The 24524-nt window shown below is 73.0% G+C and carries 20 protein-coding genes; 13 read left to right on the top strand and 7 right to left on the bottom strand.

Annotated elements, in window-relative coordinates:
* Positions 1–31: 31 nt before the first annotated feature.
* On the top strand, positions 32–820 hold the full coding sequence (locus KME75_RS23500; RefSeq protein WP_219417040.1) for an SDR family oxidoreductase: 789 nt from the start codon (positions 32–34) through the stop codon (positions 818–820).
* A gap of 10 nt (positions 821–830) precedes the next feature.
* On the opposite strand, the gene KME75_RS23505 is transcribed toward KME75_RS23500, so the two are convergent.
* A complete protein-coding gene (locus KME75_RS23505; RefSeq protein ID WP_246632688.1) occupies positions 831–1373 on the bottom strand; it encodes a bifunctional nuclease family protein in 543 nt (180 codons plus the stop codon).
* A gap of 104 nt (positions 1374–1477) precedes the next feature.
* On the opposite strand from KME75_RS23505, the gene KME75_RS23510 reads away from it, so the two are divergent.
* The 3 genes from KME75_RS23510 (at position 1478) to KME75_RS23520 (ending at position 5282) form a co-directional block, all read left to right on the top strand.
* Entirely contained in the window at positions 1478–1786 is a 309-nt protein-coding gene (locus KME75_RS23510; RefSeq protein ID WP_219417042.1) for a PASTA domain-containing protein, read from the top strand.
* A 146-nt stretch (positions 1787–1932) separates the two neighbouring features.
* Positions 1933–3258: an ATP-grasp domain-containing protein gene (locus KME75_RS23515; protein ID WP_308283017.1), complete on the top strand. Its 1326-nt coding sequence runs from the start codon at positions 1933–1935 to the stop codon at positions 3256–3258.
* Positions 3258–5282: a CocE/NonD family hydrolase gene (locus KME75_RS23520; protein ID WP_219417044.1), complete on the top strand. Its 2025-nt coding sequence runs from the start codon at positions 3258–3260 to the stop codon at positions 5280–5282. Before KME75_RS23515 ends, KME75_RS23520 begins: the two co-directional genes overlap by 1 nt.
* 711 nt (positions 5283–5993) lie before the next feature.
* Here the strand turns inward: KME75_RS23520 and KME75_RS23525 are convergent.
* From KME75_RS23525 to KME75_RS23535, 3 genes are read right to left on the bottom strand one after another with little or no spacing between them, the layout of a single operon-like run.
* Positions 5994–6506 carry a vitamin K epoxide reductase family protein gene (locus tag KME75_RS23525; RefSeq protein ID WP_219417045.1) on the bottom strand — a complete coding sequence of 171 codons (513 nt, stop codon included), beginning with the start codon at positions 6504–6506 and terminating at the stop codon, positions 5994–5996.
* The gene (locus KME75_RS23530; RefSeq protein ID WP_219417046.1) at positions 6503–8314 is read right to left on the bottom strand and encodes a glycoside hydrolase family 15 protein; all 1812 of its coding nucleotides are present in this window, start codon (positions 8312–8314) and stop codon (positions 6503–6505) included. The genes KME75_RS23525 and KME75_RS23530 overlap by 4 nt, the downstream gene beginning before the upstream one ends.
* A gap of 5 nt (positions 8315–8319) precedes the next feature.
* Positions 8320–9342, bottom strand: a complete 1023-nt coding sequence (locus tag KME75_RS23535) for an SDR family oxidoreductase (RefSeq protein ID WP_219417047.1) — start codon at positions 9340–9342, stop codon at positions 8320–8322.
* A gap of 196 nt (positions 9343–9538) precedes the next feature.
* Here KME75_RS23535 and KME75_RS23540 point away from each other — a divergent pair, with 196 nt between their 5' ends.
* From KME75_RS23540 to KME75_RS23555, 4 genes are read left to right on the top strand one after another with little or no spacing between them, the layout of a single operon-like run.
* The gene (locus tag KME75_RS23540) at positions 9539–11332 is read left to right on the top strand and encodes a thiamine pyrophosphate-requiring protein (RefSeq protein ID WP_219417048.1); all 1794 of its coding nucleotides are present in this window, start codon (positions 9539–9541) and stop codon (positions 11330–11332) included.
* Positions 11332–12438 carry an enolase C-terminal domain-like protein gene (locus KME75_RS23545; RefSeq protein WP_219417049.1) on the top strand — a complete coding sequence of 369 codons (1107 nt, stop codon included), beginning with the start codon at positions 11332–11334 and terminating at the stop codon, positions 12436–12438. The genes KME75_RS23540 and KME75_RS23545 overlap by 1 nt, the downstream gene beginning before the upstream one ends.
* On the top strand, positions 12435–15524 hold the full coding sequence (locus KME75_RS23550) for an FAD-binding and (Fe-S)-binding domain-containing protein (protein ID WP_219417050.1): 3090 nt from the start codon (positions 12435–12437) through the stop codon (positions 15522–15524). The genes KME75_RS23545 and KME75_RS23550 overlap by 4 nt, the downstream gene beginning before the upstream one ends.
* On the top strand, positions 15521–15967 hold the full coding sequence (locus tag KME75_RS23555) for a PPC domain-containing DNA-binding protein (RefSeq protein ID WP_219417051.1): 447 nt from the start codon (positions 15521–15523) through the stop codon (positions 15965–15967). The genes KME75_RS23550 and KME75_RS23555 overlap by 4 nt, the downstream gene beginning before the upstream one ends.
* A 72-nt stretch (positions 15968–16039) precedes the next feature.
* Here KME75_RS23555 and KME75_RS23560 read toward each other — a convergent pair whose 3' ends face one another.
* Positions 16040–17266, bottom strand: coding sequence for an MFS transporter (locus KME75_RS23560; RefSeq protein WP_219417052.1), 1227 nt, complete (start codon positions 17264–17266; stop codon positions 16040–16042).
* 160 nt (positions 17267–17426) lie between these two features.
* Between KME75_RS23560 and KME75_RS23565 the strand changes: the two genes are divergently transcribed.
* The 3 genes from KME75_RS23565 to KME75_RS23575 all read left to right on the top strand — a co-directional run bounded on the left by KME75_RS23565 (position 17427) and on the right by KME75_RS23575 (position 19881).
* Complete coding sequence (locus KME75_RS23565) at positions 17427–17792, top strand: YciI family protein (protein WP_246632691.1); 366 nt, start codon at positions 17427–17429, stop codon at positions 17790–17792.
* Between the two features lie 8 nt (positions 17793–17800).
* Positions 17801–19033, top strand: a complete 1233-nt coding sequence (locus KME75_RS23570) for an RNA polymerase sigma factor (RefSeq protein ID WP_219417054.1) — start codon at positions 17801–17803, stop codon at positions 19031–19033.
* A gap of 203 nt (positions 19034–19236) precedes the next feature.
* The gene (locus tag KME75_RS23575) at positions 19237–19881 is read left to right on the top strand and encodes a hypothetical protein (protein ID WP_219417055.1); all 645 of its coding nucleotides are present in this window, start codon (positions 19237–19239) and stop codon (positions 19879–19881) included.
* Between the two features lie 71 nt (positions 19882–19952).
* Here KME75_RS23575 and KME75_RS23580 read toward each other — a convergent pair whose 3' ends face one another.
* Positions 19953–21875 (bottom strand): primary-amine oxidase, encoded by a 1923-nt coding sequence (locus KME75_RS23580; protein WP_219417056.1) that lies wholly within the window; start codon positions 21873–21875, stop codon positions 19953–19955.
* Positions 21876–21966: 91 nt separating this feature from the next.
* Positions 21967–22458 carry a pyridoxamine 5'-phosphate oxidase family protein gene (locus KME75_RS23585; protein WP_219417057.1) on the bottom strand — a complete coding sequence of 164 codons (492 nt, stop codon included), beginning with the start codon at positions 22456–22458 and terminating at the stop codon, positions 21967–21969.
* A 124-nt stretch (positions 22459–22582) separates the two neighbouring features.
* On the opposite strand from KME75_RS23585, the gene KME75_RS23590 reads away from it, so the two are divergent.
* Both KME75_RS23590 and KME75_RS23595 read left to right on the top strand, forming a co-directional pair.
* The gene (locus tag KME75_RS23590) at positions 22583–22816 is read left to right on the top strand and encodes a hypothetical protein (protein ID WP_219417058.1); all 234 of its coding nucleotides are present in this window, start codon (positions 22583–22585) and stop codon (positions 22814–22816) included.
* Positions 22817–23278: 462 nt separating this feature from the next.
* Positions 23279–24524, top strand: a 1246-nt coding sequence (locus tag KME75_RS23595) for an MFS transporter (protein ID WP_219417059.1), incomplete at its 3' end; no start/stop codon positions are given.

Genomic DNA, 24524 nt, shown 5'->3' on the forward strand with positions numbered 1-24524 from the left:
ACCACCACCCGAGTAGGAGAACACCGCCGACATGACGAACGCGACCACCCCCGCCACCTACGCGGAGAGGCTCTTCGGCCTGGAGGGCCAGCTGGCCGTGGTGACGGGGGCGCGCCGGGGCATCGGCCTCGCGATCGCGGAATGCCTGGCCGCGGCGGGCGCCGACATCATCGGCGTGAGCTCGGACCTGCCCGACGGGGAGAGCGCCGTCCGCACCGCCGTCGAGGGCCGGGGCCGCAAGTTCATCCCACTGCGGGCCGATTTCGCGGTGCGCGAACAGGTCGCCGCCCTGGCCGCGGACCTCGCCGCCCGCGACGTCGACATCCTGGTGAACAACGGCGGCACGATCCGCCGCGCACCGGCGGCGGAGCACTCCGACGAGGACTTCGATCACGTCGTCGACGTCAACCTGCGCGCCACGTTCGTCCTGTCCCGCGAGGTCGGCCGCGCGATGATCGCCCGCGGGCGCGGCCGGATCGTCAACACCGCCTCGATGCTCAGCTTCCAGGGCGGGGTGAACGTCCCCGGCTACACCTCCTCGAAGTCCGCCGTCGCCGGGCTCACCAAGGCACTGGCCAACGAGTGGGCGGGCATGGGGGTCAACGTCAACGCCGTCGCCCCCGGCTACGTCGCCACCGCCAACACCCACGACCTGCGCCAGGACGCCGACCGCAGCCGCGCCATCCTCGACCGCATCCCCGCCGGCCGCTGGGCCGAGGCCACCGACATCGCGGGCGCCGTGCTGTTCCTGTGCTCGCGGGCCGCCGACTACGTCCACGGCGCCGTCCTGCCCGTGGACGGGGGGTGGCTGGCCCGGTAGGCGTCGCGCGTCAGCCCTTGTCGAAGTCCTCCGGCGAGGCATCGTCGAGGAAGCGGCGGAACTCCGCGATCTCGCCGACGTCGATGGCCCCGCCCTCGGCGGGCGGTCGGTCGGCGGGGTCGAGGTCGAGCGGCTCGGCCTCGCCGCCGGGATCGAGGGTGACGACCTCGGCGTCGGCCACGGCGACCTGGTCGAGCACGTCGTCCTCGGCCTGGATGGGGACGTCGAGGTGCAGGGCGAGCGCGACGGCGTCGCTGACGCGCGCGGAGATCCGGGTGCCGCCGTCGAGCACGAGCTCGCCGTGGAAGACGTTGTCGCGCATCATCGTCACGCGCACGCGTTCCAGCTGCCGGCCGCAGGACGTGATGACCTCGCCGATGAGGCGGTGGGTGGTGGGCCGGGGCGTGATCACGCGCTGGCGCTCGAGCTCGATGGCGGTCGCCTCCGGCACGCCCACCCAGACCGGGAGGACCCGGTGCCTGCCCGCGATCTCCTGCAGCAGCAGGACCGGCTGCGAGACCTGAGGATCCATCCCGATCGCGACGACGCGCATCTCCTGCACCGTGTCTCCCCTCTCCGCCGGCCAGACTGCCGGTTACCCCGCCCGGGGGTCGGTCGAACCGCGGGCACCGGCCCGACCCCCTATCGTCGGAGGGCATGACGGAGGCGGCGAAGGCGCTGGTACCCGCGCTGGTCGGACTGGACGTGGCGCAGGCCCACGAACTGGCGATGTCGGCCCGCGTCGCCGTCGTGGGTCCGGACCCCGACATCACCCTGCCCCTGGACGGGGTCGTCACCGGCCAGCAGCCACTGGCGGGCATCGAGATCCCGGCGGGCGACCCGGTGACCGTGTGGGTGGAGACCAGGGGCAACGACGGCGGGGACGACGGCGGGGGAGGGGGCGGTGGCGGGTCGGCCCGCGACCCGGACCGGCCGCGCCCGCTCGACCCGTCCGGGGTGAAGTAGCAGCGAAGTAGCAGCCCTGCCGCCCGCCCGGTCCTCCGCGTGACATGTGTTGTGTCCGTCGGGTCATTAACGGCGCGCACCGCCGGGTAGCCGACCAACGGCCAGGGCGCGCCGATGCGCGTCGCCGACCGAGGGACGGGAGCAGTGTGGAACCGACGAACGTGTTCGTGCTGGGACTCGACGACGCGAATCTGGAAGCGCTGCGGGAGGTGCCGCGAGCCGACGAGTACCGGTTCCACCCGCTGTTGTCCATCGCGGAGCTGCAGCACGGCGAGATCCCGATCGTGGAGCTGCTCGACAAGGCGCAGGCGCAGCTGGAGGCCTTCGCCGCCGACGAGGGCCGCATCGACGCGATCGTCGGGTTCTGGGACTTCCCGGTGAGCTCGATGGTGCCGATCCTGTGCCGCCGCTTCGGGCTGCCCGGTGCCGACCTCGAGGCGATCGTGAAGTGCGAGCACAAGTACTGGAGCAGGCTCGAACAACGCAAGGCGATCGACGCGCTGCCGCGGTTCGCGGTGGTGGACCTCGAGGGCGACCCGAAGCCGCCCGCGGACCTGCGGTACCCGATGTGGCTCAAGCCGGTGAAGGGCTTCTCCTCCGAGCTCGCGTTCCAGCTGGAGGACGACGACCAGTTCGCCTCGGCCGCCGCCGAGATCCGCGAGGGGATCGGGCGCGTGGGCGGCCCGTTCCAGTGGGTGCTCGACCAGCTCGACCTGCCGCCGGAGATCGCCGACGTGAGCGGCACGTCGTGCCTCGCGGAGGAGGCGCTCACCGGGAACCAGGTCGCCACCGAGGGGTACGTCCACAACGGACGGATCGAGGTGTACGGGGTGCTGGACTCGCTCACCTATCCGGGCAGCTCGGTCTTCCTGCGCCACCAGTACCCCTCCCAGCTGCCCGCCGAGGTGACGCAGCGGCTGCGGGAGCTGTCCGAGCGCGTCATCGCGCAGATCGGGCTGGACAACGCGACGTTCAGCATCGAGTTCTTCCACGACCCCGCCACCGGCGACATCAACCTGCTGGAGATCAACCCGCGGCACTCGCAGTCGCACGCGATGCTGTTCGCCGACGTCGACGGGGCGCCCAACCACCAGGCCATGCTCAACCTCGCGCTCGGCCGCGACCCGCAGCTGCCGCACCGCCAGGGGCGCTACGGCATCGCGGCCAAGTGGTACCACCGTCGCTTCTCCGACGGCATCGTGCGGCGCGTGCCCACCTCGGAGGAGATCGAGCGGATCCAGCGCGACATCCCCGGCGTCGCCCTGCACCCCGTGCCCGAGCAGGGGCAGCGGCTGTCGGAGATGGACGCCCAGGACAGCTACAGCTTCGAGCTCACCGACGTCGTCGTGGGCGCGCGCGACGTGGCCGAGCTGGAGGACAGGTACGAGCGCGCGATCGCCGCGCTGCAGTACGACATCGAGGACATCGAGGACGTCGGGGACATCGAGGACACCGAGGAGGGCAACCGCTGATGCGCGCGGTCACCGACCTGCCGCACGAGATCGTCGAGGACGAGCACGTCGAGATCCCGGCGCGCGACGGCACGCTGCTGGCCGCGCGCGTCTGGCGACCGGCGTCGTCGGACGAGACCCCGGTGCCCGGCCTGCTCGAGTCGATCCCGTACCGCAGGCGCGACCTGACCTCGCACCGGGACTCGATCCACCACCCCTACCTCGCCGGGCACGGCTACGCCTGCGTGCGCCTGGACCTGCGCGGCAGCGGCGACTCGGAGGGGGTGCTCACCGACGAGTACACCGAGACCGAGCACCGCGACATCGAGGACGTGCTCGCGTGGCTCGCCGACCAGCTGTGGTGCACCGGCACGACCGGGATGATGGGCATCTCGTGGGGCGGGTTCAACGCCCTGCAGGTGGCCGCGCGCCGGCCGCCGAGCCTCGGTGCGATCGTCATCGCGTCGTTCACCGACGACCGCTACGCCGACGACATGCACTACATGGGCGGCTGCCTGCTCTCGGACAACCTCGCCGAGGCCGGCACCATGTTCGCCCACTCGACCTGCCCGCCCGATCCGGCGACCGTGGGAGACCGGTGGCGGGAGATGTGGCAGGAGCGCCTGGCCGGGGTCGGCCCCTGGATCGACGAGTGGCTGTCGCACCAGCGCCGCGACGACTACTGGCGCCGGGCGTCGGTGTGCGAGGACTACGGCGCCGTCCAGGTGCCGGTGTTCGCCTCCAGCGGGTGGGCCGACGGGTACTCCAACGCGGTGTTCCGGGTGCTGGAGCACCTCGACGTGCCGCGCAAGGGCCTGATCGGCCCGTGGTCGCACCGCTATCCGCACCTGGGCGAACCGGGCCCCGCGATCGGGTACCTGCAGGAGGTCGTCCGCTGGTTCGACCACTGGCTGAAGAAGGTCCCGAACGACGTCATGGACGGGCCGATGCTGCGCACCTGGATGCAGGACAGCGTGCCGCCGTCCACGTCGTACGAGGAGCGGCCCGGGCGCTGGGTCGGCGAGCCGAGCTGGCCGTCGCCGCACGTCACGCCGGTGCAGCGCCCGCTGGCCCCGCACCGGATCGCCGAGGCCGCCGACGAGCCGGTCGAGCGGGACCTGCACGTGCAGTCGCCACTGTCGGTGGGGCAGTTCGCGGGCAAGTGGGCCTCCTACAACGCGCCGCCGGACCTGCCCTACGACCAGCGCGAGGAGGACGGCGGGTCGCTGGTGTTCGACACCGACGAGCTCACCGAGCGCTGCGAGATCCTCGGCGCGCCCGTCGTCGACCTCGACGTCGCGGCCGACCAGCCGGTTGCGATGGTGGCCGCGCGGCTCTCGGACGTCGCGCCGGACGGCCGGGCCACGCGCATCACCTACGGCCTGCTCAACCTCACCCACCGCGACGGCAGCGACGCCCCGGCGCCGCTCGAACCCGGCCGCAGCTACCGCGTGCGGGTGCGGCTCAACGGCGTGGCGCAGGCGTTCCCCCCGGGGCACCGGATCCGGCTGTCGTTGTCCAGCTCGTACTGGCCGCTGGCCTGGGCCCCGCCGCGACCGGCGCGGCTGCGGATCCGGACGGGGACGAGCTCGCTGACGCTCCCGGTGCGGCCCACTTCGGAGTCCGACGAGCTCCCGCTGCGCCCGTTCGAGCCGCCGGAGGGGGCATCGCCGATCGACATGACGCGCCTGCGCCCCGGGGATCACCGGTGGACGGTCTCGCGCGACATGGTCGGTTACAACTCGGCGCTGGAGATCGTCAAGGACGCCGGCGCGGTGCGCTACGACGCGATCGACCTGGAGGTCGCCCGCCGCGCGTACGAGCGCTACAGCTGGGTCGCCGACGACTTCTCCTCCGCCCGGGGCGACACCGAGTGGACGATGGAGTTCGCCCGCGACGGCTGGCGGGCGCGCGCGGTCACCCACACGGAGCTGACGTGCACCGACACCGAGTTCCACCTGCACGCCCGCCTCGACGGCTACGACGGCGAGGAGCGGATCTTCTCCCGGAACTGGCACCGGGTCATCCCGCGCGACTGCCTATGACGCGCTGAACCGTTTCGGGCCGGTCCGCCCGCGGGCCCGGTACGGGGAGGTCCTGCGGTAGGCGGTTCCGCGGGACACACCCGACCTGCGGGACCGGCTCAGCGTCAGAGATCACCGCGACCGTGCGGTTTCCGCACTCGCGATCGCGCTCGCGGCAATCTCACGGGGATCACCGATGTCGTGACGACCGCGAGTGCCCGGTTTCCGCATTTGCGACCGCGATCCCGGCAACCTCACGGCGATCACCCGGGATCACCGCGAGAGGGCGGTTTTCGCACTCGCGGCCGCGATTACGCGAACCTCAGGGTGATCACCGACCTCGATCACCGCGAGCGTACGGTTTCCGTACTTGCGACCGCGCTCGCGGCAATCTCACGGGAATCACCGATGTCGTGACGACCGCGAGTGCGCGATTTCCGCATCTGCGACCGCGATCCCGGCGATCTCGCGGCGATCACCGATGTCGTGATCACCGCGAGAGGGCGGTTTCCGCACTCGCGACCGCGATGACGCGAACCTCACGGTGATCAGCCGACCTCGATCAGCGCGAGAGGGCGGTTTCCGTACCACGGACCGCGATCCCGGCAATCTCACGGTGATCCCCGCTGCGGTGATCATCGCGAGCGTGCCGTTTTCGCATTCGCGACCGCGATCCCGGTAACCTCACGGCGATCACCGACGTCGAGACGACCGCGAGGATGCGGCCGATCGTCAGCCGGACGTGAGGGCCCGCGCCAGCGGCAGGCCGGCCCGGCGCCGCTCCCGCACCACGTGCAGCGCGGCGAGCACCTCGCGCCGCACGAGGAACGCCACGGCGAACGAGATCAGCGCCGAGCACACGCACAGCGTGCAGAACGTGCCGGTCAGGGTCGGCTGCAGGATCAGCAGCGCCACGCCGTCGAGGGCGAACCCGGCCGCGACGAGGCCCAGCAGGAGCACCAGCCACGGCCGTCGCCGCCACCGGTCCCGCCCGCCCGACAGCTCGAGCACCAGCTCCGCCAGGTACGCGACGGCGCCGAGTGCGGCGTCGGGCACCGGCAGCGCCCGCGACACCGGCGAGGTGAGCACGCGTCGGCTGCCGTCGCCGAAGAAGGGTTCGAACACGGTGTCGAGCACCCCGAGCTGGAACAGCGTCAGGTACGTCGCGATCCCGGCGCCCACCAGCGCCAGCACCGCCACCGGGACCCGGTGGCGGAAGGCCGAGCGGCTGTCGGTGGCGGTCACTTCTTGCGCCCCGTCCCGGACCGCCGGTGGCTCGGGCCCTGCGCGGAGGCGATGTCGAGGGCGGTGTTGACCAGCGAGAGGTGGGTCAGGGCCTGCGGGAAGTTGCCGACCAGCCGGCTCGCGGCGACGTCGTACTCCTCCGAGAGCAGGCCCAGGTCGTTGCGCAGGCCCAGCAGCCGGTCGAACACGGCCCGGCCGCCGTCGCCGCGCCCGGCGAGCAGGTAGTGGTCGGCCAGCCAGAACGTGCACGGGAGGAAGGCGCCCTCGCCCGGGGGCAGGCCGTCGAGCTTCTCGGTCGCCTTCGTCATCGTGTACCGCTGCACGAACCCGTCCCGGCAGAGCTCCTTCTCGATCGCCGCGACCGTGCCCCGCATCCGCTTGTCGGTGGCGGGCAGGAAGCCGACCGACGACATCAGCAGCAACGCCGCGTCGAGCGTCGAGGAGCCGTAGTACTGCGTGAACGTGTTGCGCTTGCGGTCGTAGGCCTGCTCGCACACCTCGTCGTGGATGGTGCTGCGCAGGCGTTTCCAGTCCGGCAACGGCCCGTCCAGCCCGAAGTCCTCCACGCCGCGCACCGCACGGTCGACCGCCGCCCACGCCATCACCTTGGAGTGCGTGAAGTGGCGGCGCTCGCCGCGGATCTCCCAGATGCCCTCGTCGGGGTCGCGCCAGTGCGACTCCAGGAAGTCCATGAGCACCCGCTGCACGGCCCACGCCTGCTCGTCGGGTGGGATGCCGTGGCTGCGGGCCTGGTGCAGGGCGTCCATCAGCTCGCTGTACACGTCGAGCTGGAACTGGCCGGACGCCGCGTTGCCCGCCCGCACCGGTCGCGAGCCTGCGTAGCCGGGCAGCCAGTCCAGCTCGAACTCGGTGAGCCTGCGCTCGCCCTCGACGCCGTACATGAGCTGCATCTGCTCCGGCCGGCCCGCCACCGCGCGCAGCAGCCACTCCCGCCACGCCACCGCCTCGTCCTCGTACCCGGCGTCGAGCAGCGCGAGCAGGGTGAACGTCGCGTCGCGGATCCAGCAGAACCGGTAGTCCCAGTTGCGGACGCCGCCGAGCTGCTCGGGCAGCGACGTCGTCGGCGCGGCGACGATCCCGCCGCTCGGCCCGTACGACATCGCCTTGAGCGTGATCAGGGAGCGGACCACGGCCTCGCGGTGCTCGCCCTCGTAGCGGCACGCGCCCGTCCAGTCCTGCCACCACTTCGCGGTCTGCTCGATCTCCTTGCTCACGTCCAGCGGAGCGGGCGGCTCCTCGCCCCAGCCGGTCCAGGCCAGCCGGAAGTCGACGTGCTGACCCGCCTGGACCTCGAACTCGGCGACGATGTCGTCGCGTTCGAGCTCGTGCTCCACGTCGCTGTCGAGGGTGAAGCCGTCGGGGCCGGCCGCGGCGAGCAGGTGCCGCCCCGTCTGCCGCACCCAGGGCACCACACGGCCGTACCCGGTTCGCAGCACCATCTCGCTGCGCATCCGCACCCGCCCGGACAGGCCCTCCACACGGCGGAAGACGTCCGGCAGGCCCTTGCGCACGGGCATGCAGTCGGTGACCCGGACGGTCCCGTCCGCGGTGGTGAAGTCGGTCTCGAGCACGAGGGTGTCGGGGCGGTAGCGGCGCCCGGTCGCGCGGTGGCCGCCCGCGGGGGCGAGCAGCCAGCGCCCGTTGCGCTCGTCGCCCAGCAGCGCGGCGAAGCAGGCCTCGGAGTCGAACCGCGGCAGGCACAACCAGTCGATGGACCCGTCGTAGCCCACCAGCGCGGCGGACTGCGTGTCACCGATGAGCCCGTAGTCCTCCAGTCGGAGCGGCATCGCCGTCAGCGGTTGCGCAGGAGCTTGCCGAGGCCGAGCAGGGCGAGCCCGCCGGCGGCCGCCCCGAGCAGGCCGTGGTGATGCGACGCCCACAGCTGGTAGGACCGCGGCGACGACTGCGGGTCGAACCGGCCGTGGGCGCCGTAGTCCTGCTCGCCCGCGCCGTCGGCGGGGTCGCGCAGGTTCGCCGGGGCGTCCGGGTCCGCCTGCTGCGACGTCTGCTGGGAGCCGTACCCGGTCCGGGCGAGGTAGCGGTCGAGCAGGCCCGGTGCGAACTTGTCCCCGAGCAGGGTGCCGACGGTGGAGCCGCCCACCCAGTACTCCCGCCGCTTCGGGTGGTCGGCCGCGTAGACGACGCCGCGGGCGGCCACCTCAGGCTGGTAGATCGGGGGGACGGGCTGCGGGCGGCGGGGCAGCCGCGACAGCACCCAGTCGAACTGCGGGGTGTTGACGGCCGGCATCTGCACCATCGTCACGTGCACGTTGCTCTTGTCGTGCAGCAGCTCGCAGCGCAGGGCCTCGTGGAACCCCTGGATCGCGTGCTTGGCGCCGGAGTAGGCGCTCTGCAGCGGGATCCCGCGGTAGGCGAGCGCCGAACCGACCTGCACGATCGTGCCTCGGTCGCGGGGGAGCATCCGGTCCAGTGCCACCTTCGTGGCGTAGACGTAGCCGAGGTAGGTCACCTCGGTGACCCGCTTGAACTCCTCGGTCCCGATCTTGCTGAACGGGGCGAACACCGATGTGAACGCCACGTTGACCCAGACGTCGATCGGTCCGAGCTCGGACTCGATCCGGTCGGCCGCCTCCGCCAGCCGGGCGTGGTCGGCCACGTCCACCGACAGCGGAAGCGCCCGGCCGCCCGCGTCCCGCACGTCCCGCGCGGCGCCGTCCAGGCCTTCCTCGCCCCGGGCGATCAGGGCGACGGCGGCACCGCGCTCCCCGAACATCCGGGCCGTCGCGCGCCCGATGCCACCGCTGGCCCCGGTGACGACCACGACCTGCCCGTGGTGATCCCCCTCGCGTCCCATGCTTCCTCCCGATCTCGCGTCGGCCGGTGGCTACCCGTCCGGGCGGGCCGTACACGGAGGCGGATCGATCGGCGCGGTCGGGGTAACCCCGGAAGGGACCCGTGGCCAAACTCGTGCATACACGCAACGGTTGCGGGGTAGCCGAGAAGTGGCGGGTGGGCGCGCCGCCCGTCGCATGACGTCCGAGGAGACTTTCATGGCAGCACCGACCGTCGGCGACTACCTGCTCAGCCGCCTGCGCGAATGGGACGTCGACACCGTCTTCGGTTATCCGGGCGACGGCATCAACGGCCTGCTGGCCGCGTGGGGACGCGCGGACGACCGGCCGCGGTTCGTGCAGGCCCGCCACGAGGAGATGGCGGCGTTCGAGGCCGTCGGGTACGCGAAGTTCACCGGGCGCATCGGCGTCTGCACCGCCACGTCCGGTCCCGGAGCGATCCACCTGCTCAACGGGCTCTACGACGCGAAGCTCGACCACGTTCCGGTGGTCGCGATCGTCGGCCAGACCAACCGCAGCGCGATGGGTGGGTCCTACCAGCAGGAGGTGGACCTGCAGACGCTCTTCAAGGACGTCGCGAGCGACTACGTGCAGTCGGTCAACGTGCCCGAGCAGCTGCCGAACGTGCTCGATCGGGCCATCCGGGTCGCCACCGCCCGCCGCGCCCCGACGGCCGTCATCATCCCCGCCGACGTGCAGGAGCTGGAGTACTCCCCGCCGACGCACGCGTTCAAGATGGTGCCCTCCAGCGTCGGGGTGCACTGGCCGGAGCTGGCACCCGACGCCGCCGCCGTCCGCCGCGCCGCCGACGTCCTCAACGCCGGTGGCAAGGTCGCGATGCTGGTGGGGCAGGGCGCCCGCGGGGCGCGCGCCGAGATCGAGCAGGTGGCCGACCTGCTCGGCGCCGGCGTCGCCAAGGCGCTGCTGGGCAAGGACGTGGTGTCCGACGAGCCGACGTGGGTGACGGGCTCGATCGGGCTGCTGGGCACCCGGCCCAGCTACGAGATGATGATGGGCTGCGACACGCTGCTCACCGTCGGGTCGAACTTCCCCTACACGCAGTTCATGCCGGAGTTCGGGCAGGCCAGGGCGGTGCAGATCGACATCGACCCCACGTTCATCGGCATGCGCTACCCCTACGAGGTCAACCTCGTGGGCGACGCCGCCGCTACCCTGCGTGCGCTGATCCCGCTGCTGGAGCGCAAGACCGAACGCTCGTGGCGGGAGGGCATCGAGGAGGACGTCGCCCGCTGGTGGGAGACGATGGCGATGCGGGCCGGCGTCGAGGCCGACCCGATCAACCCGATGCGGCTGTTCGCCGAGCTGTCGGATCGCCTGCCGGACAATGCGATCGTCGCGGCCGACTCGGGGTCGGCGGCCAACTGGTACGCCCGCCACCTGCGCTTCCGCGGCAACGTGCGGGGCTCGCTCTCGGGCACGCTCGCCACGATGGGCCCCGGCGTGCCCTACGGGATCGGGGCGAAGGTGGGCTGCCCGGACCGGCCGGTGATCGTCTTCGAGGGCGACGGCGCGATGCAGATGAACGGGCTGGCCGAGCTGATCACTGTCCAGCGGTACTGGCGGGAGTGGAGCGACCCCCGGCTGGTGGTGGCCGTGCTGCACAACAACGACCTCAACCAGGTCACGTGGGAGATGCGGGCCATGGAGGGCGCGCCGAAGTTCACCGAGTCGCAGGACCTGCCCGAGGTGGACTACGCCGCGTTCGCCGCGAGCCTGGGGCTGCAGGCGATCTCGGTGGAGAAGCCCGACCAGATCGGGCCCGCCTGGGACCGCGCGCTGGCCGCCGACCGCCCGACGGTGCTCGACGTGCGGTGCGACCCCAACGTGCCGCCGATCCCGCCGCACGCCACGTTCGAGCAGGCCAAGAGCACGATGGAGAGTGTCCTGAAGGGCGACGAGGACCGGTGGGGGTTCATCAAGCAGGGAGTGAAGACCAAGCTCCAGGAGTTCCTCCCGCACCGGGGCAGCTGATGGCCGACAACCCGGTCGAGGCCCTCGACGTCGCCGTGTACACGGTGCCCACCGACGCGCCGGAGGGCGACGGCACGCTCACCTGGGACTCCACCACGATGGTCCTGGTCGAGGCGCGCAGCGGCGGCACCGTCGGCACCGGCTGGACCTACGGCCCGGCGGCCTGCGCCGACGTCGTGCGCGCCCAGCTCGCCCCCGTGGTGCTCGGCCGCGACGCGCTCGACGTCGGGGCCGCGTTCCACGGGATGCTCACCGCGGTGCGCAACGCCGGGCGCTCCGGTGTCGTCGGCTACGCGATCTCGGCGGTCGACGTGGCGCTGTGGGACCTCAAGGCCCGGCTGCTCGGCCTGCCGCTGCACCGGCTGCTCGGCGCGGTGCACGCCGAGGTGCCGGTGTACGGCAGCGGCGGCTTCACCACCTACGACGCCGGCCGGCTGCGCGACCAGCTGCAGGGCTGGGCCGAGGCGGGGATCACCCGGATGAAGATCAAGATCAGCGAGTCGTGGGGGAGCAGGCCGCGGCGCGACCTGGCCCGGATGGCCCAGGCGCGCGTCGTCATCGGGCCGGACGCGGAGCTCTTCGTCGATGCGAACGGCGGTTACGGCCGCAAGCAGGCGGTCCGGGTGATGGAGGCGGCGGCCGACTGCGACGTCCGCTGGTTCGAGGAACCGGTCTCGTCCGACGACCTGGACGGGCTGCGGGCCGTCCGCGACGCGGTCCGCCCGGACGTGGCCGCCGGGGAGTACGGCGGGGACCTGACGTACTTCCGGCGGATGTGCGAGGCGGGGGCGGTCGACTGCCTGCAGGCCGACGCCACGCGCTGCGGCGGGATCAGCGAGTGGCTGCGGATCGCGGCCGTCGCGGCGTCCCATCACCTGGAGGTCTCCGCGCACTGTGCCCCGCACGTGCACGCGCACGTCGCCGCGGCGACGCCGAACGTGCGGCACCTGGAGTGGTTCCACGACCACGTCCGCATCGAGCAGATGTTCTTCGACGGCGTCCTCGATCCGGCAGATGGCGCGCTCCGCCCGGATCCGACCGCTGCGGGGCACGGGCTGACGCTGCGCCGGGACGTCGCCCAGCGCTACCAGGAGGGATCCCCATGACCGATCTGGAACTGCGCCCGCCGAGCCCGCTGCCGGGCCTCGACACGCAGGCCCTCGAGGCCGACCTGCGGGCCCGCGTGGACGGTGAGGTGCGGTTCGACGCCGGCTCCCGCGGCGCCTATGCGACGGACGGCTCGAACTACCGGCAGGTGCCGATCGCGGTCGTGGTGCCCCGCACCGTGGAGGCGGGGGCCGAGGTGGTGGCCGTGTGCCGCGAACACGGCGCCCCGGTGCTGTCGCGCGGCGGGGGCACCAGCCTCGGCGGCCAGTGCACCAACACGGCGGTCGTCATCGACTGGACGAAGTACTGCAACCGCGTCGTCTCGGTCGATCCGGACGCCCGCACCTGCATCGTCGAACCCGGGATCGTGCTGGACGACCTCAACAAGCAGGTCGCGCCGCACAAGCTGAAGTTCGGGCCCAAGCCGGCCACCCACGACCACTGCGCCCTCGGCGGCATGATCGGCAACAATTCCTGCGGATCAACGGCGCAGGCCTACGGCAAGACGGTGGACAACGTGCGCCGCCTCGAGGTGCTCACGTACTCGGGGCTGCGCTGGTGGGCGGGGAAGACCGGCGACGAGGAGCTCGACGCGATCACCCGTGGCGCCGGCGAGCGGGCCCACCTCTACCGGGGGCTGCGCGACCTGCGGGACCGCTACGGCGACCTCGTCCGCGAGAAGTACCCGGACATCCCGCGCCGGGTGTCGGGCTACAACATCGACTCGCTGTTGCCCGAGCACGGCTTCGACGTCGCGCAGCTGCTCGTGGGCAGCGAGGGAACGCTGGTCACGGTGCTGCACGCCGAACTGGACCTGGTGCCGGTGCTGGAGCACACGGCGATGCTCGTGCTCGGCTTCCCCGACGTCATCGAGGCCGCGGCCGCGGTGCCGAAGATCCTCGAGAGCACCGACGTCGATCCGGTGCAGCTGGAGGCGATGGACGCCCGCATGGCCGAGCTCATGCGCAACCAGCACGTGCACACCGACTCGCTCGAGTTGCTGCCCGACGGCGAGGCATGGCTGCTGATCCAGTACGGCGGCGACGGCCCGGACGAGCCCGACGGGTACGCCGCCCGGTTGCTCGAGGCGCTGGGCAAGAGCACCGACGATCCGGACGTGGTGCTCACCGACGACCCGGTGCGCGAGGACAAGATGCTCGAGGCCCGCGAGGCCGGGCTCGGGGTGACCGCTCGGCCGGTGCTCACCCCGGAGACCTGGGAGGGCTGGGAGGACTCCGCGGTACCCCCGGCCAAGCTCGCCGACTACCTGCGCGACCTGCGGGACCTGTTCGAGGAGTTCGACCTCGAGCGGCCCTCGCTGTACGGGCACTTCGGGCAGGGCTGCGTCCACACCCGCATCCCGTTCCGGCTCAAGACCGCCACGGGCGTCGCCCAGTTCCGGCGGTTCCTGGAGCGCGCGGCCGACCTGGTGGTGTCCTACGGCGGGTCGCTGTCGGGGGAGCACGGCGACGGGCAGGCCCGCGGCGAGCTGCTGGAGCGGATGTTCGGCCCCGAGCTGGTGCGCGGGTTCGGCGAGCTCAAGGCGCTGTTCGACCCGGGCAACCGGATGAACCCCGGCAAGGTCGTCGAGCCCTACGGCGTGGACGAGAACCTCCGGCTCGGCGCCGACTGGCGGCCGAAGGCCCACGGGACCTGGTTCGGCTACCCCCACGACCACGGCAGCTTCACCACGGCCGTGATGCGCTGCGTCGGCGTGGGCCAGTGCCGGCGCTCCGCGCCGGACGGGGGCGTGATGTGCCCGTCGTACCAGGTGACGCGGGAGGAGGAACACTCCACGCGCGGGCGCGCCCGGCTGCTGTTCGAGATGCTGCAGGGCCACGAGGACTCGCCCGTGCGCGACGGGTTCCGCTCGGAGGCGGTGCGCGACGCACTGGACCTGTGCCTGGCGTGCAAGGGCTGCAAGTCCGACTGCCCGGTGGGCGTGGACATGGCCACCTACAAGGCGGAGTTCCTCGCCCACCACTACCGGGGGCGGCTGCGGCCGATGGCGCACTACAGCCTGGGGTGGCTGCCGACGCTGGCGCGGATCGCGAAGCGCGCCCCGCGGCTGGTGAACGCCCTGCTGCACGCCCCGGTCCTGTCGACGATCGGCAAGAAGCTCGGTGGTGTGGCCACGGAGCGCGACGCGCCGAGGTTCGCCGACGAGGCGTTCCAGGACTGGTGGCGCCGCCAGGACCGGCCACCCGTGCGGCCCGGTGACCCGAACGCCGTGGTGCTGTGGCCCGACACGTTCACCAACCACTTCGACCCGCAGATCGCGCGCGCCGCGGTCGAGGTGCTCGAGCGCGCCGGGTTCGCGGTGGCGGTACCCACCGAGCCGCTGTGCTGCGGGCTCACGTGGATCTCCACCGGCCAGCTCGACACCGCGAAGCAGAAGTTGCGGTCGACGATCGCGGCCCTGCGCCCGTGGATCGAGACGGGCACGCTCGTGGTGGGTCTGGAGCCGTCCTGCACGGCGGTGTTCCGGTCCGACGCCGTCGAGCTGCTGCCCGCCGACGAGGACGCCGACCGGCTGCGGATGCAGATCGTCACCCTGGCCGAGGCGCTGCTCCACCACGCGCCGCAGCCGTGGGAGCCCGAGCAGCTGGAGCGGGCGGCGATCGTGCAGACGCACTGCCACCAGCACGCGGTGCTGGAGTTCGACGCCGACATGGAGGCGATGAAGCGGGCGGGCATCGACGCGGAGCGGCTCGACTCGGGCTGCTGCGGGCTCGCCGGCAACTTCGGGTTCGAGGCCGGGCACTACGACGTGTCGATGGCGTGCGCGGAGCGCGCCCTGCTCCCGGCCGTGCGCGACGCCGACCCCGACACGCTCGTGCTGGCCGACGGCTTCAGCTGCCGCACCCAGATCGAGCAGGGCGGCACCGGCCGGCGCGCCGTGCACCTGGCGGAGGCGCTGCTGATGACCGCCGACGAGCCCGCGGATCCCCCCGATCCCGCCGTCAACGGGCACCGACCGGGCCGCAGCGCCCGCGCGATCACCGCCGGAACCGCCGCCACCGGGGGCCTGCTGGCCGCCGCGGCGCTGGTCCGGCGCACCCGCCACCGGAGAGGAGCACGATGAGGAGCACGCTGCTGCACGAGACCGACGGCCTGCGCACGTTCGCCGTCGTGATGGCGAAGGGCGACGAGGCCGCCGAGGAGCTGGCCCGGTTCGCCCGCGAGCACGAGATCAACGGCGCGGGCCTGACGGCCGTCGGCGCCTGCCGGGAGGCGACGCTGGGCTACTTCGACCCCGATGTCATGCAGTACCAGGACATCCCGGTCACCGAACAGGCCGAGGTCCTGTCGCTGCTGGGGGACATCGCGACCAAGGACGGCGCCCCCGCCGTGCACGCCCACGCCGTGCTGGGCCTGCGCGACGGCTCCACGGTCGGCGGCCACCTGCAGCGCGCGGTGGTGTGGCCGACGCTGGAGGTGATCGTCACCGAGTCGCCCGTCCACCTGCGCAAGCGGGTCGACCCCGAGACCGGCCTGGCGCTCATCGCGCTGGACGAGAGCGGGTGACCGTGCTGATCGCCGGTGCGCTGCTCGGCGCGGCCGCGATGCCGCCGCTGCGGCGCCGGGAGTGAGCACGCCTCAGTCCTCGTCCGCGCCGCGCGCCGGACGCGTCAGGGCGGCCCCGACCAGCAGACCGCCGGCCACAGCGGCGAGCGCCGTGATCGGCCAGCCCATCGTGTGGACGCCGTCGTGCTGGCTGACCAGCCCGAAGACCAGGGCGATGGGCAGGAAGGCGATCCAGGACAGCGTGCTGACACCGGAGGCGACCCCGGACCGCACGGTGGACGGCACGGCGTCGTGCAGGAGCCGCGAGGCGTGGATGCCGGCCGCGACCACCAGCAGCGCGAGCAGGATCTGGGCCGCGGTCACGAGGACGACGCTCCGAGCGATGGCGAGCACGCAGCCCGCCGCCGTCAGGAGCGCGGCGACGACCACCGCCGTGCGCGGTCGGTCGAGGTCCAGCCTGCCGGCGAGCACCCCGCCGAGCCCGAGGGAGGACACGAGCCCCGCCCAGTAGGGGCCGTACACCACCGCGGGGGCGGCCAGCGCGACGAGCCACAGCGGCCCGAACTCGAGGAGCACCTGCAGGAGCAGCGCGGTCAGCACCGACAGGGTGATCGTCGGCAGCAGCCGGCGCCTGCCGGCCAGCGCGCGGGCCGTGAGCGCGATGTGGGCACGCAGCGATCCGGCCTCGGCGGCGCGGTGCAGCCGCGGCTCGCGGAACCGGAGCAGCGCGACGACCGACAGGGCCACGAGCGGCACGGTCAGCAGGTAGGTCACCCGGGTGCCGGCGAACCCGGCGAGCGCACCGCCGGCCAACGCGCTCGCCACCAGCGCGATGCTGTTGACGAGCCGGTTGCGTCCGATCTCCCGCTCGTAGGCGGCGCTGTTCCCGGTCTCCTCCAGCACCGTGTCGTAGACGACGGAGTCCATCGTGCCGGAGTACATCGCGAAGTAGACCCCCAGTACCAGCGCGCTGAGGATGTAGGTGGGGACGTCGTGGCTGAGCCCGCCGAGCAGCGCGCTGGCCGCGAGCGCCACGGCGGCCACCACGAGGACGCCGCGGCGGCTCCACCGGTCGGCAAGGATCCCCGAGGGCACCTCGAGGATCGGGACGACCGCGGCGTAGGCGGCGGCCATCAGGCCGATGCTCGCCGCGTCGAAACCGATCTCGGTCATGAACAGCTTCTCGACCGGCACCCACAGGCCGATCCCCTGCAGGAACGCCGCGACGTGCAACGGCAGCAGGCGCTTCGCCAGTGGGCTCGCGGGACGGACGGACGTGGGACGAAGGCACGTGGTCATGGCAGGCTCCTGAACTTCAGCGGCATCGTGGAGACATCGGCGCCGCCGACCGGTCCTCGACATCCGCGCGGTGTCGAGTTGCGGATGCCGGCAGCGATGTCTCCGGGAGCGGTGCCCACGGGGGGCGCCACGGTCACGAGGGAGCGAAGCCGTGAAGTACATGCTGTTGATCTGGAGCAACCCGGAGAACTGGGAGGCGCTGCCGCCCGCGGACCGGGCCGCGCTGGCGGACGGCGCGGTCGTCGAGCACGCCACCGTCGACGCGGACCTCATCGCGTCCGGCGAGCTGATCGTCTCCGCGGCACTGGCCGACCCGGTGACCACCCGCACCGTCCGGGTCCGCGACGGCGCCACCCTGAGCACCGACGGCCCCTTCGCCGAGGCGAAGGAGCACCTGGTCGGGTACTACATGGTCGAGTGCGAGAGCCTGGAGCGGGCCACGGAGATCGCCGCCCGGATCCCGGACGCGCGGTGGGAGCGGGTGGAGATCCGGCCGGCCATGGACATCGCGGGCCTGGAGATGTGAGAGGCGCCGTGGTGAGCGGGGAGAAGGTGGAGGCCACCCTGCGGGAGCTCGCGCCGCAGGTGCTCGGCGCGCTGGTGCGCCATCACGGCCGGTTCGACGCGTGCGAGGACGCGGTGCAGGAGGCGCTGCTCGCGGCCGCCGTCCAGTGGGGCGAGCACGGTGTGCCGGAGAGCCCGCGGGGGTGGCTCATCACGGTCGCGGCGCGCAGGCTGACCGACCAGCTGCGCAGTGACGCCGCCCGGCGCAGGCGCGAGACCACGGTCGCCACGAGGGCGCCGGCGGACGAGCAGCTGGCACCGGCGGTGGACGCCCCGGCCGCCGCGGACGACACGCTGACGCTGCTCTACCTGTGCTGCCATCCGGCGCTGTCGCCGCCGTCGCAGGTGGCGTTGACGCTGCGCGCCGTGGGCGGGCTGACGACCGGGCAGATCGCCCGGGCGTTCCTCGTCCCCGAGGCGACGATGGCCCAGCGGATCAGCCGGGCGAAACAGCAGATCAAGGCGGCCGGTGCGGAGTTCCACCTGCCCCCTCCACAGGAGCGGCGGCACCGGCTCGGCGCGGTGCTGCACGTGCTGTACCTCGTGTTCAACGAGGGGTACATCGCCACGGCCGGCCCGCAGGTGCACCGCGCCGAGCTGACGGGCGAGGCGATCCGGCTCACCCGTCAGGTGCGGCGCCTGCTGCCCGGCGACGGCGAGGTGGCAGGGCTGCTCGCGCTGATGCTGCTCACCGACGCCCGGCGGGCCGCGCGCACCCGCCGGGACGGCAGCCTCGTGCCGCTCGCCGACCAGGATCGCGGCGGGTGGGACCGGGAGGCGATCGCCGAGGGCGTCGCGATCCTCACCGCGGCGCTCGCCGGCGCGCCCGTCGGCCCCTACCAGATCCAGGCGGCCATCGCCGCCGTGCACGCCGAGGCGCAGCGGCCCGAGGACACCGACTGGCCCCAGATCCTCGCCCTGTACGACCTGCTGGCGCAGTTCGGCCCGAACCCCGTGGTGACGCTCAACCGGGCCGTCGCGGTGGCGATGGTGCACGGGCCGCACGCGGGGCTCGGCGTGCTCGACGAGCTGGCGGCCGACCGGCGGCTGTCCGGGCACCACCGCCTGCACGCGGTCCGCGCCCACCTCCTGGAGATGGCGGGCGACGGGGCGGCCGCGCGGTCGGAGTTCGCGGAGGCCGCCCGGAGGGCGACGAGCGGCCCGGAGCAGCGCTACCTGCTGGCCCAGGCCGCGCGGCTGTGAGGTGCGCCGGCAGCAGTGCCCACTCGCCGGCGGCGGGACGTCCGGGGCGGGGCCGGTTCGCGACACTCGACGGGTGAGCCCGACCCGTCACACGAACGTGATGTGGCGTCCGGGTTGCCGGGGGCGCAGGGCCGGGAACGCCCGGGGCGACCGGACGGTAGCCGGACGGCTGCCGGTACGCACCGGCAACGACGGGAGGAAACATGACCACGCGTGAGCCGACGAGTGCGGCCACCCCGGTCGGCGACGTCAGCATTCCGCAGCAGCGCACGGCGCCCGTGCAGGAGACGGCCGTCCGCGAGGATGTGGTGCGCGAGACGCCGGCGGGCGCCGGGCGCGACCGCGTGCGGTGGGGCCCGATCTGGGCGGGGGCGATCGTCACCATCACGACGTTCCTCGTGCTGCAACTGCTGTTCTTCGCGTTGGGCTGGCTCGACCTCGGGTTCGACGGGGGCGCGAGCGGCACGGCGACGGCGATCGTCAGCGGTGTCCTCGGGCTGATCGCCTTCTTCGTCGGCGGGCTGATGGCCGGCGCGTCCAGCATGTGGCGCAGCGCGGGTGACGGTGCCCTGCACGGTGTGCTGACGTGGGCGCTGTCCGTGGCCGGGATCCTCGGCCTCGCCCTGATCGGCGGCAGCGCGCTGCTCGGTCCGCTGGCGAACATTGCCGCGCAGGCCCCCGCGGTCACGCCGCAGGACGTCGACGTGGCGCAGGCCGTCACCACCGCGCGCCAGTCCGCCGGCTGGACGGCACTGGGGCTGGGCCTCGCGGTCGCCGCGGCCGCGATCGGCGGGATGACCGGGTCGAAGATCTGGCCGGGCCGCCGGAGCACCCACACCGTGCACTGAGGGACGGCAGGGACGGTCGAGCCGGGTCGGGGGTTCCCGACCCGGCTCGCCCACGTATCGGCCGACCGCTGTCAGCCGCAGTGCCCGTTCGCCGGCGGGGGCACGTCCAGCGCGGGGCTGCGGTCGAAGAAACCCGACGGCTGCAGGGTGAACCCGACGTACTGCACGGGCATCACCGGCCAGTCCTCGAGCCGGGCGACGTGGTGGGAGCCGAACGTGTACCAGACCACCACGTCGGTGTCCTGGACCGGCCGGTCCGCCGTGGTCCAGCGGGGCAGCCCGTCGCCGCCGGAGTGCTGGTTGGGGTAGTCACCCGCGGCGTACCGCTCGTCCTCGGCGTAGGGCGTGACCCACAGGTGGTGGGCCATGAACCCGGCGCGGTGCAGCACGCTCGCGTCGGGCCGCACGAACGGCACGACGGTGCCGTGCGGCTTGAGCGCGTAACCGGTGGGCTCGCCGACGGCGTTGCGTGCGGTCGAGCTGACCACCGTCCAGAACCGCGCCCGGTCCAGGCTCACCCGCCGCTGCGCCGCGCGCTCGGTGCCCAGCAGCGTGGCGCGGGTGCGGAAGCCGTTGCCGATCGGGTTGTCCGGGCCGGGCGGGTCGGTCTCGGTGTCGATCTCGTAGACGGAGTTGGCGGTGCCGTCGACGTCGAAGTCCAGCCGCATGTTGAACACGTGCTGGTGGATGGGCGCGTAGAGCCCGTCGGCGTTGAGGAGCTGCCCGTGCGTGGGCGTGGTGCCCGGCGGCACGGCGCCGGTGGACATGATGCCGGTGAGCTTCACCTCGAACTCGACCGTGCCGTCCTGGTAGAGGTACCAGAAGAAGCCGTACTCGTAGTTGCCCACGGTGGCGACGAAGGAGATCACCAGCCGCCGGGAGCGGCGGACCTCGGTCTTCTCGGTGCGGAAGTCGGTGTGCTTCCACAGCAGCCCGTAGTCCTCCTCGTGCAGGCACACCGCGTTGGGGATCGTCAGCGGGTTGCCGTCGCCGTCGACGACCACCCCGTCGAAGTAGTGGATCTCCCCGAGGCAGTCGCAGCCGAGCTCGAGCGGGTTGGCGAGCGTGCCGATGTTGTACTCGCCCACGTCGAAGGCGTTCTTGCGCCGATGGGTGGGCGCGGGGTCGCCGTAGGGCACCACCATCTCCGAGAGCGACGCCCGGTGCAGCACCGGCCGTTCCCGCTCGCCGTCCTGGTACCGCACGGTGTGCAGCACCAGGCCCTCCCGCGGGGTGAACCCCACCCGGAACCGCCACTTCTGCCAGCGCACCTCGTACCCGTCGACCTGGAAGGACGTGCCCTCGGGCTGGGTGATGGAGATCGGCTTCAGATCGGTGCGCTGCTCGTGCGCGTCGGGCGTGTAGTTGCCGGGTTCCTGGGGGACCGGCACGACGCCGTGGTCCTCGAGCCTGACCACGCGGCTCGCGAGCGTGTCGACGTAGACGACGAGGTTCTCGACGGGGTGCGCGTAGCCGTTGTCGTCCGGGCCGCCGATCTTGACCCAGATCAGCGCGCGGACCAGCCTGCCCTCCTCCTCGTCGCCGTAGTGCCCGGCCGACCAGGGGTCCACCATCACGCCGTCGAACTCCGTGATGCCGCGGGCCCGCAGCGCGTCCTGCACCTGCGGGTCGGCCTTGACGATCTCCTCGCAGGCGAAGAACTCCTCCATCAGCACCTGCGGCTGCACCCCGGGAACGTGCTCCCAACGTGTCACCGCGGCGTCCGTGAGCGACAGGATGGCCTCGTAGGTGCGCCCGTCGGCCCGGTCGAGCACGACAGCGGCGGCCTCGCGGGACACGGCGGTGCCGTCGGCGTCGAACGCGAGGACGTCGGCCTTGGGCGGCTCGTGCAGGACGAGCGAGACGAACCGGCACTGCGGGCCGAGCCGCCCCGCGTCGCGCAGGACGGCGACGGCGGCGCTGATCTCCTCGGCGGACAGCGGGTCCAGCGGGTGCGCGACGCCGGTGGTCGCGCGCTGCTCGGTGGCGGTCATGACCTCTCCTTCGACGACGACGAGGGGTGCGCCACCCCCACTCTGTCCGCCCCAGCGCGCCGCAGCCAGTCGGCGTCACCGATCGGGCAGGTCAGGCCTTGCGGACGACGCGCTCGGGTTCGCCCGGCCTCCACACCGTGACGTCCATGTGGCCGCCGCCGACCTCCACCGACGAGGCACCGAGCACGTCGGCGGCGTAGAAGTGGTCGAACTCGCGTCCCCGCAGGTCGAACCCCGTCTCCTCGAACAACGCGGTCGCGAACCGTTGGTGCAGGGCCCGGTCCGGGATGTCCTCGACCACGCCCCACAGCTTCGCGTCGCCATCGGTCACCTGGGTGTCGACGGTGGCGGTGTGCAGGCAGAAGCGCGGGTCGCGGCCCAGGTCCCGGAACTTGGTGGTGTTCGGCATCCCTGCGAGCACCAGCCGGTCCTCGAAGATCCGCGGCTCGATCGGGCTGATCCGCGGGAAGCCGTCGGACCGCAGCGTGGCCAGCAGACACAGGTTGCCGGTGGCGGAGTGCCGCCGGGTGAAGACAGCGGCGATCCGGGGCGCGCCGTCGACGAACTCTCGCCATGTGCTCATGGCCGTGACGGTACGAGCCCACCCTGCCAAACGTTGTCATGGTTGCCGGCTCAGCGCCGATGAGTTCCACGCCGACGCCCGGTCTCACCTGGTACCAGCATGCGCCGGAAAGGGGAGGATTCCGATGTCCACGTCGACCACGAACACCCTGAGCCACCGGGATCGGGCCGTCCTCCGGGCCGTCGCGGCGGGCCGCTGCGCGATCGCCGACGCCATCGGGGTCGCGCTGGTCGTCGACGGCCTGGCCTGCTGCGACCAGCACGTCGGAGCACGGCTCGCGCGCGCCGGCCTGATCGGCGCGGCGGCGGGTCCCGCCCGGTTGACCGCCACCGGCCGCGCCCTGCTCGACGCGGCGTGAGGGGCGACCCTGTCTCCGCCCACGCGCCCCGTGTCGGCGCATGCCCCCCGTCGACGGGCTGCGTGAACCGAATCGGGGTGCGTGGACTGAATCGGGGTGCGCGCGTGGGCGTGGCCGGGGTGTGCGGGTCGCGGCGGTCGGCGGGGCCTTGCGCGTGCACCCCGTGTCGGCGCACCCCGTGTCGGCGCGTGCGCCCCGTGTCGGCGCGTGCCCCCCGTCGACGGGGTGCGTGGACCGAGTCGGGGCGCGTGGACGGGAACGGGGTGCGTCGGCGGCCTGCGCTCGCGCTGCGCCACTGTGCGGTGACGCGCCGGATCGGCCGTGGCAGGCTGGCCCGATGAGCGAGCGTGCGAGCGAATCATCGACACAGCGCCCGCGCGCAGCGCCGACCGAGCACCGGGGGATGGCAGCCGGCGGAGCCTGCGGAGCCGGCGGGGCGGGTAGGCACAGCGAGGGAGAGCGATGAGCACCCCGGCCGGGCCCGAGCTCGCCCTGACCGAACCGGTCGAGCCGCCCCCGGCACGGTGGACCGGCGCGCTGTGCCTCGCGAGCCTCGGCCTCACGACGGCCTGGTACGGCCCGCTGCAGGTGCTGCTCGCGCTGCAGGCCACGGCGGTGGTGGGGGAGGAGGGCAAGGAGGCGGCGCTCGCCGTCGTCGTCGGGCTCGGGGCGGCGTTCTCCATGCTCGCGAACCCGGTGTTCGGCGCCCTGTCCGACCGCACGTCGTCCCGGTTCGGGCGCAGGCTGCCGTGGGTGGTGTTCGGAGCACTGGGCGGCGCGGCGAGCCTCGGGCTGCTGGCCGTCGCCGAGTCGCTCGCCGTCATGGCGATCGCCTGGTGCGCCGCGCAGACCACCCTGAACGCGCTGTTCGCCGCGCTCGTCGCCGCCGTGCCCGACCAGGTGCCGCGGACCCGCCGGGGACTGGTCGGCGGCTGGCTGGGCATGGCGCAGACGGTCGGCATCGTGGCGGGCACCGGGCTCGCCGCCGCGGCGGGCGGGATCACCGCCGGGTACCTGGCCTGTGCCGCGTTCCTGCTGGTGGCGGTCGTGCCCTACCTCCTGCTGCGGCGCGACACGGTGCTGCCCGCGTCGGCGCGCCCGGCGTGGAGCACCAGGCGGTTCGTGGCCGGGTTCTGGGTCGACCCGCGCCGGCACCCGGACTTCGGCTGGGCGTGGCTCACGCGGTTCCTCATCAACCTCGGCAACGCCATCGGGATCGTCTACCTGTTGTTCTACCTCGCCGACCACGTCGGGTACGCCGACCCGGCGGCCGGGGTCTTCCAGCTCACGCTGGTGTACGCGACCACGGTGGTGCTCACGGTCGTCGGCGCGGGCGCGTGGTCGGACCGGCTCGGGCGGCGGAAGGTCTTCGTCACCGCCTCCGCGGTGATCATCGCGCTCGCCGTGGCGATCCTCGTCGCGTTCCCGGCCTGGCCCGCCCCGGTCGTGGCGGCCGTGGTGCTCGGCGCCGGGTACGGGGTGTACACGTCGGTGGACTTCGCGCTGCTCACCGAGGTGCTCCCGGCCGCTGCCGACCGGGGCAAGGACCTCGGGGTCGTCAACATCGCCAACTCGCTGCCGCAGGTGCTCGCTCCGGTGATCGCCGCGCCGGTGGTGACCCACCTCGGCGGTTACCCGGTCCTCTACGCCGTCGCCGCCGCGTTCGCCCTGCTCGGCGGCGTGCTGGTCGGGAGGATCCGGTCGGTGC

The sequence above is a fragment of the Pseudonocardia nigra genome, assembly GCF_019396355.1.
Classification (GTDB): Bacteria; Actinomycetota; Actinomycetes; order Mycobacteriales; family Pseudonocardiaceae; genus Pseudonocardia; species Pseudonocardia nigra.